Here is a 19,489-nt window from a genome sequence, read left to right on the forward strand (position 1 = left end):
GAGGAATTTCACACACTTGTGTAGAAATAGATAGTATAGCAGTTATAAAGGAGGAGTTTACATGTTAAACTTTAACATTCGTGGTGAAAATATTGAGGTAACTCCAGCTATTCGAGAGTATGTTGAGAATAAAATCGAAAAAGTTGAACGTTATTTTAACGAAGATGTTAACGCCAATGCTAACGTAAATTTAAAGGTTTATAATGACAAGCAAACAAAAGTGGAAGTTACAATCCCAATGAAGAACTTAACTCTTCGTGCTGAAGAGCGTCATAATGATATGTATGCTGCGGTTGATCTCATTGTTGATAAATTAGAGCGTCAAATTCGTAAGCATAAAACGAAAGTAAACCGTAAATTCCGTGAGCGTGAAGGTGCAGGCCTTTATTTTGCTACTACTCAAGCAGTCGTTGATACGACATTGGATGAAGAAGAATACTCCATTGTACGTACGAAGCAATTTGATTTAAAACCGATGGATCAAGAAGAGGCTGTATTACAAATGAATATGTTAGGGCATGATTTCTATGTCTTTACAGATGCTGAATCAAACGGCACAAATATTGTGTATAAACGTAAAGACGGAAAATATGGCTTAATCGAAACAACTTAAACTTCATGATGACAAAGGCTCTCGCGATGGCGAGAGTCTTTTTTGTATGACTTTCTTATGTAAATAGGGCGACTGTTTGCATGAAACTGTTACACAATGGTAAAATGAAAGTTGAATCTATATAGGAAGTGAAAAACATTCATGGCAAACCTATTAAATAAATTATTTGATTTCAATAAACGTGAGTTAAAAAAATTAGAAAAAATCGCTGACCAGGTTGAGGGATTCGCTTCTCAAGTGGAACAGCTTTCAGATGATCAATTACAAGCGAAAACAGAAGAGTTTAAAAAGCGTTATACGGATGGGGAGCAGTTAGATTCGATTCGTGCAGAGGCTTTTGCTGTTTGTCGCGAAGCGTCGAAACGTGTGTTAGAGATGTATCCGTTCCGTGTTCAAGTTATGGGTGCGGCTTCCCTTGATGAAGGTAATATTTCAGAGATGAAGACCGGTGAAGGTAAAACGTTAACAGCGACAATGGCGGTTTATTTAAACGCGATTACTGGTAAAGGCGTGCATGTTGTCACAGTCAATGAATATTTGGCTAGCCGTGATGCTGCTGAGATGGGACAGCTGTACAATTTCTTAGGTCTTACAGTAGGTTTAAATTTAAATAGCCTGTCTAAAGAAGAGAAGCGTGCGGCGTATGAAGCGGATATTACTTATAGTACAAACAATGAATTAGGATTTGACTATTTACGTGATAATATGGTGCTTTATAAAGAAGAGCGTGTTCAACGTCCGCTTCACTATGCTGTCATCGATGAGGTTGACTCGATTTTAATTGATGAGGCGCGTACGCCATTAATCATTTCGGGTCAGGCTGGGAAATCAGCACAGTTGTACAAACAGTCTAATGCGTTTGTACGGATGTTAAGTGCAGAAACAGATTACACCTATGAAGAGTCAACAAAAGGTGTTACATTAACGGATGCCGGTGTTGAAAAGGCTGAAAAGGCATTTGGCATTGACAATTTATTTGATTTAACACATGTCCGCTTAAATCATGCCATTAACCAATCGTTAAAGGCACATGTGAGTATGCATAATGATGTTGATTATGTTGTCCAAGAGGGCGAAATTGTCATTGTTGACGGCTTTACTGGTCGTTTAATGAAAGGGCGCCGATATTCGGATGGCCTTCACCAAGCTATTGAAGCTAAAGAAGGCGTTGAGATTCAAAATGAATCAATGACAATGGCTACTATTACGTTCCAAAACTATTTCCGTATGTACCAAAAGCTTGCAGGTATGACAGGTACAGCGAAAACAGAAGAAGAAGAGTTCCGCAATATTTACAATATGAGCGTTATTGCGATTCCTACGAATAAGCCAATTGCTCGTGATGACCGTCCAGATTTAATTTTTGCTTCTATGGAAGGAAAATATAAAGCGGTGGCTGCTGATATTGCAGAGCGCCATAAGGCAGGACAACCTGTGCTTGTTGGTACGGTTGCGATTGAAACATCTGAAATTATTTCGCAATTGCTTGATAAACATAAAATCCCTCACAATGTACTGAATGCAAAAAACCATGAACGCGAAGCAGAAATTATTGCTAATGCTGGTTCAAAGGGTGCTGTAACGATTGCTACAAACATGGCGGGTCGTGGTACCGACATTAAACCTGGTGAAGGTGTATTAGAAATTGGCGGGTTAGCAGTTATTGGTACTGAGCGACATGAATCCCGTCGTATTGATAACCAGCTTCGTGGACGTTCTGGTCGTCAAGGGAATCCAGGGGTGACACAATTTTATCTATCACTAGAAGATGATTTAATGCGTCGTTTCGGTTCAGATAATATGAAGGCTATGATGATGCGTTTAGGTATGGACGATACACAGCCATTGCAATCAAAAGTTGTGTCGAGAGCTGTAGAATCAGCGCAGAAACGTGTCGAAGGTAATAACTTTGATGCTCGTAAGCGTTTATTACAATATGATGATGTTCTCCGTCAGCAACGTGAGATTATTTATAAAGAGCGTTATGATGTGCTAGAAACAGAAAATATGCGCGTCCTTGTAGAGTCAATGATTCAAGAGACGATCGACAATGTTGTCGGACTCTATACACAAGGTGAGCAAAAAGATTGGAATCTCAAGGCTATTGATGACTTTGTAGCTGCTAATTTGCTAGAGGAAGGTCAACTAAAAGTAGCTGATTTCCAAGGTAAATCTGCAGAAGACATTAACCAATTGATTTCAGAAGCTGTCCACGCTCGATATGATGAAAAAGAGGAAGAGCTTACAGCAGAGCGTATGCGTGAGTTTGAAAAAGTTATTTTATTACGTTCTATTGATACAAAATGGATCGATCATATTGATGCTATGGATCAACTTCGTCAAGGTATCCATCTGCGTGCATACGGTCAAAATGATCCGCTACGTGAATATCAACAAGAAGGTTTTGCGATGTTCGAAGATATGGTCGCTTCCATTCGCGAGGATGTTGCGAAGTATGCAATGAAGGCTGAAATTCGCAGCAATCTTGAGCGTGAAGAGGTGGCGAAAGGTCAGGCTGTTAATCCGAAAGAAGAAGGCGGTCCTGCTCCGAAAAAGCAACCCGTTCGTAATGCTGAAAATATTGGACGCAATGATTTATGTCCTTGTGGAAGTGGTAAGAAGTTTAAAAACTGTCATGGTGCAGCTCAATAATAGAAATGGAAAAGATCATTTTAACTGTATGTTGAAATGATCTCAGACTGTAGACAAAAGCCCATCGAGAAGTTCACTCTCGATGGCTTTTGTCATTTTTCTTCCTATTTTATCTTTAACATTTGGTAATATACTACCAAATTCAACATACTCTTCGAGTATAGTTGCTCTCTTAAGCTACTTGCCACGTCCAAGTAGCCAATTTCTTCAAATTCATGGCAGCAAAAGTAAGCATCGCCTGCATGGACAATTTTTTTAGACCTCTTAAGGTTGTCCATCGCATACCATGCTTTTCTTTTGCATCTGCAAAGACACGCTCAATCGTTTCTTTGCGCTTTGCATAAATCTGTTTGATGTCATAGGAATGGCGTAAATGTTCAGCTTCCTCCACATACGACTCCCAAATATGACGTTGAATGAGTTTTTGATGATGCTTACTTTCTGTACATTGGGAAAGGCTTGGACACTTCGCACAAATCAAAGGATTCGATTTATATTGGCGATATCCTTCCTTCGTCGTTGTCGCATACTTCAATATCTGCCCTTGTGGGCAAAGATAACAATTATAGTGCTCGTCATATGTATACTCGTGCTTTCGGAAGAATCCATCTTTCGTTTTAGGACGTGTATACGGAAGAACAGGCAACATTTGATTCTCTAACAAAAAGTTCGTAATCGCTGGTGTTTTATAGGCTGCATCTGCCGCAACAGCTAATGGTTTTTGAACGTTTTGAATGACCCTTTCAACAAGTGGCTGCAATACATGGCTATCGTGTACATTTCCCGGAGTCACAATGGCACCTAAGACAAAGCCCTTTTCATCTGTCGCAGCATGAAAGGAATATGCAAACTGTTTTGTACGTTCATCCTTCACGTAATAGCCACTTTCAGGATCTGTCGTACTTTCCTTTATTTCTTTCCATTCTTCCTTTTCAAACTTCTCCGGGGGAAAGGGCTTTTTTCCGTGTTCTTCACGATCTATATTTAACTCTAATTGAAGTTTTTCTTCATAAGCCCGTGTTTCTTTTCGCACAACCTTTTTATCATACTTCCGTTTATTCGCACTCGCTTTCACATGCGTGGAATCGATAAATAAATGGTCTGCATGGAGGAGTCCTTGATGCATAATCTCTTTTAAAATACGATAGAATATCTGTTCAAATATATCGGTGTCTTGAAAGCGACGGACATAATTTTTACCGAAGGTAGAGAAATGCGGGACTTCTGTATGGAAGCCAAATCCTAAAAACCAACGATACGCCATATTCGTTTCAATTTCTTTGATGGTTTGACGCATGGACCGAATACCAAAAACGTACTGAATAAACGTCATTTTAAAGAGAACAACAGGATCAATACTAGGACGCCCATTAGGTGAATAGAGATGTTCTACTAAAGGATAGATAAATGAAAAATCAATAGCAGCCTCTAGTTTTCGCACTAAATGATCGTTGGGAACTAATTGATCAATCGTTAACATTTCTAATTGTTCACGTTCATTGGTTTGATTTTTCGTCATCATGGTTGATCACCTCAAAATAGTTTACTTTTTATTAATAGATTAATAAGGAGTTCTTTATGTAGAAGTTGATTGGAACGAAGGGCGGCGACTCCTGCGGGAAAAGCGGGAAAGTCGAGATCCTGGACTGAGCGAAGCGAGGGAAGCAGCTCGACCCCGCCCGCGGAAAGCGTCCGCCCGTAGTGGAAATCAACGGCTTTACTTTATTTCATTGTAAAAGAAAAAAGACTGTAGGCAAACTCAAAATTCATCGAGTTTGTCTACAGTCTGAGATCATTTTAACTGTATGTTGAAATGATCTTTTTTTGTATAAAAAAATAAAATATTGTCATAAAAGTCATAATTTATAGACAATAGTAAAATGTGGGTATACAATAGCTGTAATATTAGGAATTTAGTTTTAGAGAATACTTCTATTATTATTTACTATTATCCTAATAATTAGATGGGTTGGAAAACAAAGAATTAAGAGTGACAAAAGATTGAAGATGGGGTGGGAGAAATGTGGGTGGAAATAGAGTTTTCCAAGCAATTTCGACTTGTAGAAAAAATCGGGAATGTACGGACATTGGTATATTCTTTTTTTATTTAGGCTGAAAACATAAGTGCATAAAGGGGGAATAATGATGCATAAGAAGGATATTATGAGTAGTGAAACTATGTTGTATATGCCTGTGTATGATTCCTTTGGAAATTTATGTACTCGGGTAATGGAAAAAAGTAAAGATTATATTTCTAAAATACCGCCGACAAAGTTAATGGACTATAATCTGCGTTATTATGGTTCTAGCTTAAGAGGGGCTTTTGATGGATCAAAAATGATTTTAGGTAAGCTTAATAAAAACCCAATCGTTGTGGATGAGCGAGGGAATATTTTATGGTTTCCAAGCAAGTCACCTCTACATCCGGAATGTATATGGTTTGCTGTCCATCATATTGAAGAGTATTTCTCTGTGGATAAAAAGAGTACAAAGATAATCTTTACGAATGGTCAGGATATTATTGTAGATGTTAGTGTCAAAACGATAGAGTATCGTATTCAGCGGGCATTTTTATTAAAATATAGATTAGAGCGAAGAACGAAGCATTTACTTGTTCAATATGATCGTGTGAAAGTATTTCAACGTTTTGCGCTTGATATGCTTGAGGACGAGACGTAGAGTAGTGTTTTTATGTATGTTTTCCTCGGTAAAAACGTTATAATAGTAAGATCGGAGCTTTCACACTAGTCTCCATTACTAACGTTCGGAGGATTTTACAATGATTGAATTAGCAGATGTACGCAATGTGTTAGACACTACAGCCAAAAAATTGGTGGACTTCAGGGGGTCTCTTTGACTTAGAAAACAAAGAGGCACGTATACAGGAGCTAGATGAAATGATGCTAGAGCCCGGATTCTGGGATGATCAGCAAGGTGCACAGGTGATCATTAATGAGGGCAATGGTTTAAAAGCAATCGTCAATGAATATAAAGAGTTAGAAGAAATACATGAGAACTTAGATATGACACTGGAGCTTTTACGTGAAGAGCCAGACGAAGAATTGCAGGAAGAGTTAGGAAAAGAACTGGTAGAATTTCAACAAAAAATGGCTGATTTTGAGCTGCAATTATTATTGAGTGGTCCATACGATCAAAACAATGCTATTTTAGAGTTGCATCCAGGAGCAGGTGGAACAGAGTCACAAGACTGGGGTTCTATGCTACTACGTATGTATACACGATGGGCTGAGAAGCGTGGCTTTAAGGTGGAAACAATGGATTATCTTCCTGGTGATGAGGCAGGTATTAAATCTGTAACCATTTCAATTAAAGGTCATAATGCTTTCGGCTATTTACAAGCCGAAAAAGGTGTCCATCGCCTAGTGCGTATTTCACCATTTGATTCATCAGGCCGTCGACATACTTCTTTCGTTTCTTGCGATGTCATGCCAGAATTTGACGAAAATATTGAAATTGATATTCGTACAGAGGATTTGAAAATTGATACGTATCGTGCGACAGGTGCGGGTGGTCAGCATATTAATACAACAGATTCAGCTGTTCGTATTACACACATCCCGACTGGTACGGTTGTACAATGCCAAGCAGAACGTTCACAAATTAAAAACCGTGAGAAAGCGATGGCTATGTTAAAAGGGAAATTATATCAATTAGAGTTAGAGAAGCAACAGGCGCAGCTTGATGAGATCCGTGGTGAACAAAAGGACATTGGCTGGGGCTCGCAAATTCGCTCGTATGTATTCCATCCATACTCAATGGTAAAAGATCACCGTACGAATGAAGAAACAGGGAATGTCGGAGCGGTAATGGACGGCGATGTAGATCCATTTATTAATGCTTACTTACGTTCAAAAATTAACTAATAGCCATCCCCCAAGAGTTGTTTCTTGGGGGATTTTTTAGTTAAAAGAATGGATGATAGGGTGAATCTTGACTAAGTTGTTTTCGTTCATTCATGTAATGTTTATAGAGCATAGAAGCATTCACAAACTGTTTACTAATAGAAGCATATTGAATAGGTAGCTCAATCTTTTGATCGTTTTTTAATGTGACCACACATCCTGTTTCGCTCGGCGTAATATTGATAATCGCATGGAGCCCTATCCATATATTATGAATGGAATTAGGTGAATAGGTTGGTAGAAAGATGCAAGGAAAACCATAATCAAAGGCCACGACGATTGGTAGCTTATGTTGATTACCAAAAAAGCGTTTAGCAGATTGCTTTGCTGCTTCATAGGTGGAGCCTAATGAAATACAAGATTTTCGCAGTACATGCATCGGCTTCCGAGTAACAATTAGCTCATTATGTTTGTCTATAACATGAGTGAAAACTTTAGTGTCATGCTGAACTGGTTGGAGCAAGTAAGTGTTAAAGGAAATTAAATAGCCATTTACAAATTTACTAGTCATTTTGGAAGTGCCTCCCTTTTCTATTGATAACCGTAGTGTAATACATAAAATGAATTTCAAAAAATATACAAAGTAATGAAACAAGGTTGATAAATGAATGAAATGCTTAGAGAATTTGCTTTAAATTTCACGAGTTTACTAGTTAATCCAAGTTATTTTCAAATCGTAAGCATTGCTTTTTAATTTCAATTTTCATATAATTTAGAAAAGGATCGGGGTGAGATCGTTGGATAAATATTATTCGTACACAGATTTTCTAAAAGCCGTTGGTCAGTCAAAAAAAGTTGATGAGGCAGAGAAATTATTAAACGAGATTTATTTAGATTTATTTTTAAATCGTATCCAGCGTATGCATCGACAAGAGCAGCTCATCGTTTTAATAGATAGAGCGCTCGATGAAAAAGATGAAAACGCATTTTATCAATACGCAACCGAACTCAATTCCTTGCAGCAATCAGAAGATGAATCATATTAATAATTCCGCTCTCCGCGACTATGGAGAGCGGGATTTTTTTTGGAGATGATAGAGTGGCTGTGCCATTCACCTAATGTATAAAAAGTATTGCTCTAAAAATGAGAAAAGAGAAGGAACGACTACCATTCTACAATTGACATCTCATTACTAGATAAGGCTTGAAAACCTGACGAAACGGCTATTATGAGAGTAGAAGGTTGAGTATCCATATTCCATTTTAGGGATAGAAAAAAAAAATTACAAACATTCGTTCGTTAAATGTTCGAAATTTTAATATTGCTATGCTAAAATATATGTACAAATTGGAAAGAAAGGACGGGGACAGGTGTGCAAACTTTTGATTTACAAGCGCCATATCAGCCTAATGGAGATCAGCCACAGGCAATTGCGGAATTAGTGGAGGGTGTGAAAGCAGGCAAGCGTCATCAAACATTACTTGGTGCAACAGGAACTGGGAAAACATTTACGATTTCAAATGTAATCCAGCAGGTTAAAAAACCGACACTCATTATGGCACACAATAAAACGTTGGCGGGCCAATTATATAGTGAGTTCAAAGAGTTCTTTCCAAATAACGCTGTAGAATACTTTGTTAGTTACTATGATTATTACCAACCAGAAGCCTATGTACCGCAGACAGATACTTATATAGAAAAGGATTCTAGCATTAACGATGAAATTGATAAGCTACGCCACTCTGCAACTTCTGCATTATTTGAGCGTGATGATGTCATTATTATTGCATCTGTATCCTGTATTTACGGTCTTGGTTCTCCAGAAGAATATCGTGAAATGGTTGTCTCGATCCGCACGGGTATGGAAATTGAACGTAATCAGCTACTGCGCAAACTTGTAGATGTTCAATATGAGCGCAATGATGTTAGTTTTACACGCGGGACGTTTCGGGTACGAGGAGATGTAGTAGAGATTTTCCCAGCCTCACGTGATGAGCATTGTATTCGTGTCGAGTTTTTTGGGGACGAAATTGATCGCATTCGTGAGGTAGATGCTTTAACTGGAGAAATACTATCAGATCGAGAGCATGTCGCTATTTTCCCAGCATCCCACTTCGTTACACGAGAAGAAAAAATGCGAAAAGCGATAGAAAACATTGAAAAAGAATTAGAGGATCGTCTAGCTTTACTGCGTGCCGAGGATAAATTATTAGAGGCTCAGCGTCTAGAGCAACGGACACGTTATGATTTAGAAATGATGCGTGAAATGGGCTTTTGTTCAGGGATTGAGAACTATTCACGTCACTTAACTTTACGTGAAGCAGGTGCGACTCCATATACGTTGCTTGATTATTTCCCTGAGGACTTTTTGCTTGTCGTAGATGAAAGTCACGTAACTCTTCCACAGGTACGAGGGATGTACAACGGTGACCAAGCGCGTAAAGGGGTACTCGTAGAACATGGTTTCCGTTTGCCATCTGCGCTAGATAACCGTCCATTACGTTTTGAAGAATACGAAAATCGAGTACATCAAGCTATTTATGTATCTGCCACACCTGGACCCTATGAGTTGGAACATACACCAGAAATGATCCAGCAAATTATTCGACCTACTGGTTTACTGGATCCATTAATAGATGTCCGCCCAATTGAAGGGCAAATAGATAACTTAATCGATGAAATTCAAGGTCGAATTGCATGTGATGAGCGAGTATTAGTAACAACGCTAACAAAGAAAATGTCAGAGGATTTAACGGCCTATTTGAAGGAAATGGGCTTAAAGGTTGAGTATTTGCATTCTGAGATTAAAACATTAGAGCGTATTGAGATTATTCGTGAGCTACGGAAGGGCACTTACGATGTACTAATTGGAATTAACTTATTGCGTGAAGGACTTGATATTCCTGAAGTATCACTTGTAGCCATATTAGACGCGGATAAAGAAGGATTTTTACGTTCAGAACGTTCACTCATTCAAACGATTGGCCGAGCTGCGCGTAATGCGAACGGTCATGTCATCATGTATGCAGATCATGTAACCGACTCGATGAAAAAGGCGCTCGATGAAACAAAACGTCGTCGTGAATTGCAAATGGCCTATAACGAAGAGCATGGTATTACGCCTCAAACCATTAGTAAAAAAATACCAGAAGTAATTCGTGCTACACAAGTGGCAGAAGAAGAAAAATCCTATGTAACAAAGGCGACGAAGGGCAAAAAGCTGACAAAGGCAGAAAGAGACCAGCTCGTAGCTTCTCTAGAAATAGAAATGAAGGAAGCGGCAAAAGCGCTAGATTTCGAACGTGCAGCTGAGCTTCGAGATACAATATTTGAATTGAAGGTAGAAGGGTGAATGACTTGTGAAAAATACTGAAATTGTCGTGCAAGGTGCACGTGCTCATAATTTAAAAAATATTAATGTCACAATTCCACGTGATCAATTAGTCGTTTTAACAGGATTATCAGGATCAGGTAAATCTTCATTAGCATTTGATACGATTTATGCGGAGGGACAACGACGTTATGTCGAGTCTCTTTCCGCCTATGCGCGTCAATTTCTTGGGCAGATGGACAAACCAGATGTTGATGCAATCGAAGGATTATCGCCTGCTATTTCAATAGACCAAAAAACAACGAGTCGTAACCCACGCTCTACGGTAGGGACGGTTACAGAAATCTATGATTACTTACGTTTACTATATGCACGTATTGGTAAGCCGATTTGTCCGAATCACGGGATAGAAATTACTTCCCAAACGATTGAGCAAATGGTGGACCGTTTATTAACTTATCCAGAAAGAACCAAAATGCAACTCCTTGCTCCAATGGTTTCTGGACGTAAAGGAACACATGTAAAACTGCTAGAAGATTTAAAAAAGCAAGGCTTCGTTCGTGTGCGAATTGATGGAGATTTACGAGATTTAGATGATGCGATTGATCTTGATAAAAATAAAAAACACTCTATTGAGGTAGTGATCGACCGTGTTGTAATGAAGGAAGGTGTCGCTGCACGTTTAAGTGATTCTTTAGAGACAGCTCTTCGTTTGGCCGATGGTCGTGTGCTTGTAGATGTCATGGAGCATGAGGAATTACTATTTAGTGAACATCATGCCTGTCCTATTTGTGGTTTTTCTATTGGTGAGCTAGAGCCACGCATGTTTTCATTTAATAGTCCATTTGGTGCTTGTCCAAGCTGTGACGGCTTAGGCTCGACGCAAGAGGTGGATTTAGATTTAGTGGTGCCGGATTGGGATCGTTCTTTATTAGAGCATGCTATTGCACCTTGGGAGCCAACAAGTTCACAGTACTATCCACAATTATTAAAAGCAGTTTGTGATCACTATAATATTCCAATGGATGTGCCAGTGAAAGAGTTACCAAGAGACAAGATGGACAAAGTGTTATTTGGCTCAGGTAAAGAGAAGATTCACTTCCATTATGAAAATGAGTTTGGCAATGTACGAGACCAAATGATTGAATTTGAAGGTGTTGTCCGAAATGTAGAGCGTCGTTTTAAAGAGACAACTTCAGATTATGTTCGTGAGCAAATGGAAAAATATATGGCACAACAGGCTTGTCCTTCTTGTAAAGGCTATCGTTTAAAGCCAGAAACATTAGCTGTAAAAGTTGCCGACAAACATATTGGTGAGGTGACACAATATTCAATTCAGGAAGCTGACACATTTTTCAAAGAGCTAGATCTCACTGAAAAGGATATGAAAATTGCTCGTCTAGTTTTACGGGAAATTGAAGAACGACTGGGCTTCCTTGTTAATGTAGGTTTAGACTATTTAACTTTAAGTCGTGCAGCAGGTACATTATCTGGTGGGGAAGCACAACGTATTCGCCTTGCTACTCAAATCGGTTCACGATTAACAGGCGTTCTATATATTTTAGATGAACCATCGATTGGCTTACACCAACGTGATAATGATCGCTTGATTAGCACCTTACAAAACATGCGAGATATTGGTAATACACTGATTGTGGTGGAGCATGATGAGGATACGATGCTAGCAGCTGATTATCTGATTGACGTTGGACCAGGTGCAGGTGTACATGGTGGCCAAATTGTTGCAGCTGGTACACCACAGGAAGTCATGGAAAATAATAAATCTTTAACAGGACAATATTTAAGCGGGAAAAAATTTATCCCATTGCCAGTTGAAAGACGTCAACCAAATGGTCGTAAGCTTTCGATTAAGGGTGCCAAGGAAAATAATTTACGCAATGTCAAAGTCGATGTTCCACTTGGCTTATTTGTCGCAGTGACAGGTGTATCTGGTTCAGGGAAATCCACGCTGATTAATGAAATTTTATATAAATCATTGGCACAGAAGCTGAATCGTTCCAAGGTTAAACCGGGAGAACATAAAGAGGTAACAGGGATGGATGAGCTTGAAAAAGTCATCGATATTGACCAATCTCCAATTGGCCGTACCCCACGCTCGAATCCAGCTACTTATACGGGAGTCTTTGATGATATACGCGATGTTTTTGCTACCACGAATGAAGCAAAGGTGCGTGGCTATAAAAAAGGTCGCTTTAGCTTTAATGTCAAGGGTGGCCGCTGTGAAGCATGCCGTGGAGATGGAATTATTAAAATAGAAATGCATTTCCTTCCTGATGTGTATGTTCCTTGTGAAGTATGTCACGGCAAACGCTATAATCGGGAAACACTTGAAGTGAAATATAAAGACAAAAGTATTGCAGATATTTTAGATATGACGATTGAAAATGCAGTAGTATTCTTCGAAAATATTCCAAAGATTCAACGTAAGCTTCAAACTATTGTTGATGTTGGATTAGGTTATATGAAATTAGGACAACCTGCCACAACCTTGTCTGGAGGAGAGGCGCAGCGTGTAAAATTAGCATCTGAATTACATCGACGTTCAACAGGTAAATCATTCTATATTCTAGATGAACCGACGACAGGCTTACATGCAGACGATATTGCACGTTTACTTGTAGTGCTACAACGTCTTGTTGAAAATGGTGACTCCGTATTAGTTATTGAACATAATCTAGATGTTATCAAAACGGCTGATTATCTTATCGATTTAGGTCCAGAGGGTGGAGACAAAGGGGGTACGATTATTGCAACAGGTACACCTGAAGAAGTGGCAGAAGTGCCAGGTTCTTACACAGGAAAATATTTAAAACCAATTTTAGAACGTGACCGCCTTAGAATGGAAGCAGTATTAGCACAAGCTTCTAAATCCTAATCCCGGCCTTCAATCGGAATACGAAAAGCGCAACTCAATCCATAGAATTAAAGAAGAATGGGAGCACATCTTTCAAGCTGACAAGAAGGAAAGCCTTCGTTGTAATAAAAAATCCATTTTATTTCAATTTTGCAGTGAAACTTTTCAAAAAAAGAATCGTATAAATAGTATAACGAACTGAGGGAGGCTATTTAGTTATGCAAAATGAACGTCAACGAATTTTAGAACTTGTAGAAAAAGGTACGATTTCGGCACAAGAGGCGATTACATTATTAGAAGCATTAGAGCAAACCGGCAAATCTACTCAAAATGTTATGGATGATGTGTCTAAAGAGTCACAGTCATTTTCTTCTGACAAAGAGTCATTATTTGAAGAAAAGTCTAAAGATGGCGACAAGAAAAAAGAAGATTTTATGAAACATTTCCAAGATGAGATGCAAGATTTTCGTAAGGATTTAACACAGATTGGTTCTCTCTTTATGGATATGATGAATACAGCTGTCAAAAAGGTGAAGGAATTTGATGTAGCTTCTCCGTTTGGCGATAAATTTGAGTTTACGCATACAGAAGAAGTGGCTGCTGCCAATGTAGAAAGCATTATTGCTGAGTTACCGAATGGTAACTTTTCATTGGAATCCAGTGAGGGAGATACGATTCAAGTTATTTGCAAGGTGAAGGCACCGCTTATGAATGATAGTGAAGAAGAAACACGCAATCACTTTTTAGAGCAATTTGTTGTGAAAGAGGATGAGCATTCACTTCGAATTTTGAGCCAATTAAAGCTTGTTCAAGTCAATGCAAAGGTACTAGTTCCAAAGGATAAACTTGAAAAATTATCTGTCCGACTGATGAATGGTAGTGTTTCATTACAGGATACAGATGTTGAAGAATTAAAGGTGAAAACATTAAACGGTGCTATTAAAGGGACTAAGTTCAGTTTTGGGAAAGCGGAAGTAGATTCCTCTAATGGCTCCATTGAATTAACAAAGGTTCGCGGGAAAGATTTAGAAGCTGAAACATTAAATGGACGTGTTTATTTAGATGGTGCGTTGGACGAAGTAGAAGCTAAATCTGTTAATGGACATGTTGTGGTGACGACATGCTCAACAAATTCATCCAAAATAAAAGCTCAAACGGTTGCGGGAGCGGTTGAATTATACGTGCCTCGAACTATTTCATTAAGTGGTAAAGTGGTGACGAATTTTGGGAAAGTAGACGTCGGTATACATGATGTTTCCAAAATGGAGTCGCAGGATCAATTCCTCTCTAAAGTTGTTCGTTTTGATAAAGAAGTTGAACATGCAAATCGCTTATTTATCGAAGGAGAATCAAAAACAGGTGCTGTTTTAATTCGCTACACAACAACAGACGAGCAGCAAGTTTAATACAAAGCATTCAGGCTGATTGCCTGGATGCTTTTTTCTTTTGAAACAACAATCGACAATAGATGTCGTCGATTGCTGTTTTTATTTTATGTCAAATTTTTAAGGATTATGGCAAGGAAAGAACGAAATAGAAGGAACTGCCACGGATTGAAATGAAACTGTAATAAAAAAACAGAAATAGAGTGCTATAATAGTAAATGAAATACCTCTTACATAGTGAGAGTTTTAGGTGGTTTAATCATGATAGAAATGAAAAATGTAACGAAGAAGTACCCCAATGGCGTTGTTGCGACAAATGGTATTTCTGTAAACATAAAGCAGGGTGAATTTGTGTATGTAGTAGGCCCAAGTGGTGCAGGTAAATCTACATTTATCAAATTGATGTACCGTGAAGAAAAAGCAACGTCAGGGCAGATTATTGTAAATGGTATCGATTTAGCAACGTTAAAGAATAAGAAAGTCCCATATTTGCGTCGTCAACTTGGAGTTGTTTTCCAAGATTTTAAATTATTACCTCGTTTGAATGTCTATGAGAACGTAGCGTTTGCGCTAGAAGTAATCGAGGAACAACCTGATGAGATTAGACGTCGCGTTATGGAAGTTTTAGAGCTTGTTGGATTAAAGCATAAAGCTAGAATGTTTCCGAATGAGCTCTCAGGGGGAGAGCAACAACGAGTGTCCATTGCACGCTCTATCGTCAATGTACCAAAAGTTGTGATTGCGGATGAACCTACGGGGAACCTTGATCCTGAAACTTCATGGGAGATTATGAATTTATTTGAAGAAATTAATGCGCGGGGGACAACCATTGTAATGGCGACCCATAACCGTGAGATTGTGAATACGATTCGACGTCGAGTTATCGCTATTGAGGGCGGGTTAATTGTCCGTGATGAACACGGAGGTGAATACGGCTATGAAATTTAGTACTGTAAAGCGTCACTTCCGTGAAAGTATTAAGTCTCTTGGACGAAATAGCTGGATGACGATTGCGTCTGTCAGTGCAGTCACAGTTACACTTATCCTAGTTGGTGTTTTTGCGCTTATTATGATGAATTTAAATAAAGTGGCATCGGATTTAGAAAACGACGTTGAGATTAAAGTCTTAATTGATGAAACAGCAGATGAGGCGGCAGAAAAAGCGCTCATTGAGAAAGTTAAAAAATTGCCCGGTGTCTCAGAAATGAACTACTCAACTAAGGAAGATGAGTTAACCAAATTAGTTAAAGATTTTGGTGACGATTTTAAGCTATTTGAGCAAAGTAACCCATTACGTAATGTAATTTATGTAAAAGCAACAGAGCCTCAGCAAACGGCAAAAGTGGCGAAGGCGATTGATAAATATGAGTATACATATGACGTTATGTATGGTGAAGGCAAAGTAGAAAAACTATTTAACTTCTTAAATATGAGTCGTAATGTAGGAATCGTGCTTATTTTAGGGTTATTATTCACAGCGATTTTCTTAATTTCAAATACTATTCGAATTACGATTATTGCTCGACGAGATGAAATTGAAATTATGAAACTAGTAGGTGCCACGAACTCATTCGTGCGTATCCCGTTCCTATTGGAAGGTATGTGGCTCGGAATTTTAGGTTCTATTATTCCGATTGCGGTTGTCACAACCCTTTACCACAATATATATAAAATTATTGCACCTCGTTTACAAGGTGAGCTCATTCAAGTATTAGATTTTTCTCCACTCGTGTATCAGGTGAGCGGTCTTCTGTTACTTATTGGTGTGTTGATCGGTATTTGGGGAAGCTTCATGTCAGTGCGTAAGTTTTTAAAAATTTAGTTTACACTCACAGCGGATATTTGTGTGTGGGAAAAATAGTCGAAGGGGAGTTCAATCGGTGAAAAGTAAGGCGAAAAACACATTGAAAACACTTGCAGTAGCATCTGCTCTAATTCTTTTTATCCAAACTCCATCAGCGTTTGCAACAAGTTTATCGGATTTAAAAGAAGAGAAAAAGCAAATTGAAACAAAGAAAAATGAATTAAATTCATCCATTTCAAACAAATCAAATGCCATTACAGCGAATCAAGAAAAACAACAAAAAATCATAGATCAAATTCAAGCATTAAACGCTGAAATCGACAAAACAAATAGTGATATAAAAAAAGTACAAGCCGAAATTCAAGCAACGAATGAAGAAATAAAAAAACTAGAAGAGTCTATTAAAGAACTATTGCATAAAATTGAAGAGCGCGATGTTTTATTACAAGAGCGGGCTCGAGCAATTCAAGCAGGAGGCTCTGTTAGCTATTTAGACGTATTATTAGGTTCTAATAGTTTTGTAGACTTTATTGATCGATTCTCTGCGGTCAATGCCTTAATGGAAGCGGATCGTCAAATTATTCAAGATCAAAAAGATGATAAGCAAAAATTAGAAGAACAAAAGCAAATTGTAGAAGAAAAACGTAAAAAGTTGGAAGGTCAACGAGCGGAGCTTGAACGATTAAAGGCTTCCTTAAATAGCCAAAAGACTGAGAAAAATAAATTAGTTGACCAATTAGAAAAAGAGCAAGAAAAGCTAAAATCAGAAAAAGTATTACTTGAAAAAGAATATTCAGAGGCTTTGGAAGTAAGCCAAGAATTACAGGATCAAATTATTTCTGAGCAAAAACGTTTAGCTGAAATTGCTCGTCAGCAAGAAGCAAAACGTAAAGCAGCCGCAGCTGCAGCGGCTGCAGCAGCTGCCAACAATGGCGGTGGCGGCTCATCAGGTGGTACAGTTAATGCCCCACAATCGAACGGCACATGGATAAAACCAACGAATGGTCGTTTAACATCACCTTATGGATGGCGGAACCTTGGAGCAGGCCCTGAATTCCATTATGGTGTGGATCTCGCCAATTCAACAGGGACACCAATTTGGGCAGCAGCGGATGGAGTAGTTGCTTACGCTGCACCACTAAGTTCCTATGGAAATGTTGTCATTCTGACGCATTCGGTGGATGGGCAAATTTATACAACTGTCTATGCACATTTAAATTCATTTAATGTGAGTGTAGGACAAGAAGTAACGCAAGGTCAGCAAATTGCTGCAATGGGTAGCACTGGTCGTTCTACTGGTCCACACTTACACTTCGAAGTGCACATTGGACCTTGGAGAGGACAAGCAGTTGGTAGTGTAAACCCGCTAAAATATATTCCATTGTAAACTATCAGCTATACATTAGAGCAATCTAGTGTGTAGCTTTTTTTTGTCCTTCAGCATTATGAAGGACCTAAATATGTTTAGTGCTCCAACGAAAAAATTGAATTACTAGCTAACCATAACTATTTGGGTAAACAGCAATATTGTTAGGACGTGGAACTAGCGAAGCTCCTCCCTTTTCCTATGATCAGATTCTATTTAATGTTATGATGAATATATACGTAGTGGGGTATATTTCTTAAGATTTTCTGAACACAGTGTGAAATTGGCTTATGTTGAAAAGTTCTATGCTATGCTGTATGTATCTTTCGGAGGTGGATTAGAGAGTGATCAATACAAATTGGTACTCCATCCGAGCACTAACTTTACCAGCAACTGCAATTGCTCTACTTATTACATTTTTCATAGTTTGGCTTATTCTGCGCTTACAATTTTCAAAAAAGTGGTCTGAGGCATATAGTGATGCAGCCTTTACATTTATACTTGTGTGGAAGTTTAGCTTGCTTGTCACTGACTTTAAATCAGTGGTGGCGCAGCCTATCTCATTACTTTATTTCAATGGAGGTACAGTTGGTGTTTTTCTTGGCGTCATCGCTGCATCTTTGCAAGTATGGCGGAAGCGACATAATCTCTCGTTACAAGGCCATCATATAATGGCGTATAGCTGGGCGATCATCTTAACTCAATCCATTTATCAATGGCTTGTAGTGCTGTTCAACGACAACTCTACAACGAGTGAAGTTACTACATTAATGGTACTAAGTGTATTGACTGTCTTCATACTATGGAAAATGCAGGGAGGAGTAAAACGAGGCTTAATACTGTATACAACTGGTCTAATCATTGTTGCCTTCTTCCAGCCACTTGGTATAGGGCAAACGGCTGTAGGTATGAGTTTATTATTGCTTTGTCTTGGTATAGTTTTAGAACAAGAAGAACGAATCAAAGTGGGAGGGTAAGAATGAAAAAAAATATTGGACTACTGATTGTCGTGCTTTTAGTAGTTGCGATGATTGGTACATATGTTAGACAGCAAATTAATGAAGACAGAGCGATTGAAAAATCTGCTCTTGGCAAGGATATAGGGGAGCGAGAAATTGGTTTAGGAAATGGAGATACACCGCCAGATTTTACATTAACAAGCTTAGATGGGGAAGATATCACATTAAGTGATCTTCGTGGAAAGAAGGTTGTATTAAATTTCTGGGCGACATGGTGTCCACCATGTAAGGCAGAAATGCCCCATATGCAAAGTTTCTATGATAAATATGGCAAAGAAAAAAATGTAGAAATCGTAGCTGTCAATTTAACATCAGCTGAGCGTGATGTGACAGCGGATGCGAAAGTGGATACGGTGATGACTTTTAGAGATAGCTTTGAGCTAACATTCCCAATTTTGTTGGATCCTGAAAATTCAGCAGGCTCAGACTACCAAATTATCACCATTCCGACAACTTATTTTATTGATTCAAACGGCTATATTCAACGTGCCATTAAAGGACCCATGGACGTGGATATGTTAAAAGAATATGTAGATGCATTAGATTAATTCATAAAAAATCTGTTCAGTTTCTATCGTAG

At 38.6% G+C, this 19,489-nt stretch carries 15 protein-coding genes; 13 read left to right on the plus strand and 2 right to left on the minus strand.

Annotated features, from left to right (window positions below):
* Window positions 1-61: 61 nt before the first annotated feature.
* On the plus strand, window positions 62-613 hold the full coding sequence (gene raiA / locus MKX57_RS03320) for a ribosome-associated translation inhibitor RaiA (protein WP_008178812.1): 552 nt from the start codon (window positions 62-64) through the stop codon (window positions 611-613).
* A gap of 141 nt (window positions 614-754) precedes the next feature.
* Window positions 755-3,265: a preprotein translocase subunit SecA gene (gene secA, locus MKX57_RS03325; protein WP_342550791.1), complete on the plus strand. Its 2,511-nt coding sequence runs from the start codon at window positions 755-757 to the stop codon at window positions 3,263-3,265.
* 172 nt (window positions 3,266-3,437) lie between these two features.
* On the opposite strand, the gene MKX57_RS03330 is transcribed toward secA, so the two are convergent.
* Window positions 3,438-4,787, minus strand: a complete 1,350-nt coding sequence (locus tag MKX57_RS03330) for an IS1182-like element ISBsp5 family transposase (protein ID WP_008174389.1) — start codon at window positions 4,785-4,787, stop codon at window positions 3,438-3,440.
* Between the two features lie 620 nt (window positions 4,788-5,407).
* Here MKX57_RS03330 and MKX57_RS03335 point away from each other — a divergent pair.
* Entirely contained in the window at window positions 5,408-5,944 is a 537-nt protein-coding gene (locus MKX57_RS03335; RefSeq protein WP_008178809.1) for a competence protein ComK, read from the plus strand.
* A 103-nt stretch (window positions 5,945-6,047) separates the two neighbouring features.
* Window positions 6,048-7,149 (plus strand): peptide chain release factor 2 gene (gene prfB / locus MKX57_RS03340; protein ID WP_096364703.1). Its coding sequence is split into 2 segments (ribosomal slippage): window positions 6,048-6,119 and window positions 6,121-7,149, totalling 1,101 coding nucleotides; the frame shifts between segments, so codons are not numbered across the junction.
* A 40-nt stretch (window positions 7,150-7,189) separates the two neighbouring features.
* On the opposite strand, the gene MKX57_RS03345 is transcribed toward prfB, so the two are convergent.
* On the minus strand, window positions 7,190-7,699 hold the full coding sequence (locus MKX57_RS03345; RefSeq protein ID WP_036123364.1) for a competence protein ComK: 510 nt from the start codon (window positions 7,697-7,699) through the stop codon (window positions 7,190-7,192).
* A gap of 226 nt (window positions 7,700-7,925) precedes the next feature.
* Between MKX57_RS03345 and MKX57_RS03350 the strand changes: the two genes are divergently transcribed.
* The 9 genes from MKX57_RS03350 to MKX57_RS03390 all read left to right on the plus strand — a co-directional run bounded on the left by MKX57_RS03350 (window position 7,926) and on the right by MKX57_RS03390 (window position 19,457).
* The gene (locus tag MKX57_RS03350) at window positions 7,926-8,174 is read left to right on the plus strand and encodes an IDEAL domain-containing protein (protein WP_036123367.1); all 249 of its coding nucleotides are present in this window, start codon (window positions 7,926-7,928) and stop codon (window positions 8,172-8,174) included.
* Window positions 8,175-8,501: 327 nt separating this feature from the next.
* A complete protein-coding gene (gene uvrB / locus MKX57_RS03355) occupies window positions 8,502-10,481 on the plus strand; it encodes an excinuclease ABC subunit UvrB (RefSeq protein ID WP_342531982.1) in 1,980 nt (659 codons plus the stop codon).
* A gap of 7 nt (window positions 10,482-10,488) precedes the next feature.
* Window positions 10,489-13,356 carry an excinuclease ABC subunit UvrA gene (gene uvrA / locus MKX57_RS03360; RefSeq protein ID WP_089986734.1) on the plus strand — a complete coding sequence of 956 codons (2,868 nt, stop codon included), beginning with the start codon at window positions 10,489-10,491 and terminating at the stop codon, window positions 13,354-13,356.
* 197 nt (window positions 13,357-13,553) lie between these two features.
* Window positions 13,554-14,741, plus strand: a complete 1,188-nt coding sequence (locus MKX57_RS03365) for a DUF4097 family beta strand repeat-containing protein (protein ID WP_089986733.1) — start codon at window positions 13,554-13,556, stop codon at window positions 14,739-14,741.
* Window positions 14,742-14,981: 240 nt separating this feature from the next.
* Window positions 14,982-15,668 (plus strand): cell division ATP-binding protein FtsE, encoded by a 687-nt coding sequence (gene ftsE / locus MKX57_RS03370; RefSeq protein ID WP_008178797.1) that lies wholly within the window; start codon window positions 14,982-14,984, stop codon window positions 15,666-15,668.
* The gene (gene ftsX, locus MKX57_RS03375) at window positions 15,658-16,542 is read left to right on the plus strand and encodes a permease-like cell division protein FtsX (RefSeq protein WP_008178795.1); all 885 of its coding nucleotides are present in this window, start codon (window positions 15,658-15,660) and stop codon (window positions 16,540-16,542) included. Before ftsE ends, ftsX begins: the two co-directional genes overlap by 11 nt.
* A gap of 58 nt (window positions 16,543-16,600) precedes the next feature.
* Window positions 16,601-17,911: a M23 family metallopeptidase gene (locus MKX57_RS03380; protein WP_008178793.1), complete on the plus strand. Its 1,311-nt coding sequence runs from the start codon at window positions 16,601-16,603 to the stop codon at window positions 17,909-17,911.
* A 323-nt stretch (window positions 17,912-18,234) separates the two neighbouring features.
* On the plus strand, window positions 18,235-18,867 hold the full coding sequence (locus tag MKX57_RS03385) for a hypothetical protein (protein ID WP_342550792.1): 633 nt from the start codon (window positions 18,235-18,237) through the stop codon (window positions 18,865-18,867).
* Between the two features lie 2 nt (window positions 18,868-18,869).
* Entirely contained in the window at window positions 18,870-19,457 is a 588-nt protein-coding gene (locus tag MKX57_RS03390) for a redoxin domain-containing protein (RefSeq protein ID WP_008178790.1), read from the plus strand.
* Window positions 19,458-19,489: the final 32 nt, after the last annotated feature.

Source organism: Lysinibacillus sp. FSL M8-0216, from assembly GCF_038595555.1.
Classification (GTDB): Bacteria; Bacillota; Bacilli; order Bacillales_A; family Planococcaceae; genus Lysinibacillus; species Lysinibacillus fusiformis.

What these genes read in the sequence shown, in the direction of transcription:
- raiA (WP_008178812.1), top strand. Translation starts at nt 62, where the DNA reads ATGTTAAACTTTAACATTCGTGGTGAAAATATTGAGGTAACTCCAGCT.
- MKX57_RS03330 (WP_008174389.1), bottom strand. Translation starts at nt 4,787, where the DNA reads ATGATGACGAAAAATCAAACCAATGAACGTGAACAATTAGAAATGTTA.
- secA (WP_342550791.1), top strand. Translation starts at nt 755, where the DNA reads ATGGCAAACCTATTAAATAAATTATTTGATTTCAATAAACGTGAGTTA.
- MKX57_RS03335 (WP_008178809.1), top strand. Translation starts at nt 5,408, where the DNA reads ATGATGCATAAGAAGGATATTATGAGTAGTGAAACTATGTTGTATATG.
- MKX57_RS03345 (WP_036123364.1), bottom strand. Translation starts at nt 7,699, where the DNA reads ATGACTAGTAAATTTGTAAATGGCTATTTAATTTCCTTTAACACTTAC.
- ftsE (WP_008178797.1), top strand. Translation starts at nt 14,982, where the DNA reads ATGATAGAAATGAAAAATGTAACGAAGAAGTACCCCAATGGCGTTGTT.
- MKX57_RS03365 (WP_089986733.1), top strand. Translation starts at nt 13,554, where the DNA reads ATGCAAAATGAACGTCAACGAATTTTAGAACTTGTAGAAAAAGGTACG.
- ftsX (WP_008178795.1), top strand. Translation starts at nt 15,658, where the DNA reads ATGAAATTTAGTACTGTAAAGCGTCACTTCCGTGAAAGTATTAAGTCT.
- MKX57_RS03390 (WP_008178790.1), top strand. Translation starts at nt 18,870, where the DNA reads ATGAAAAAAAATATTGGACTACTGATTGTCGTGCTTTTAGTAGTTGCG.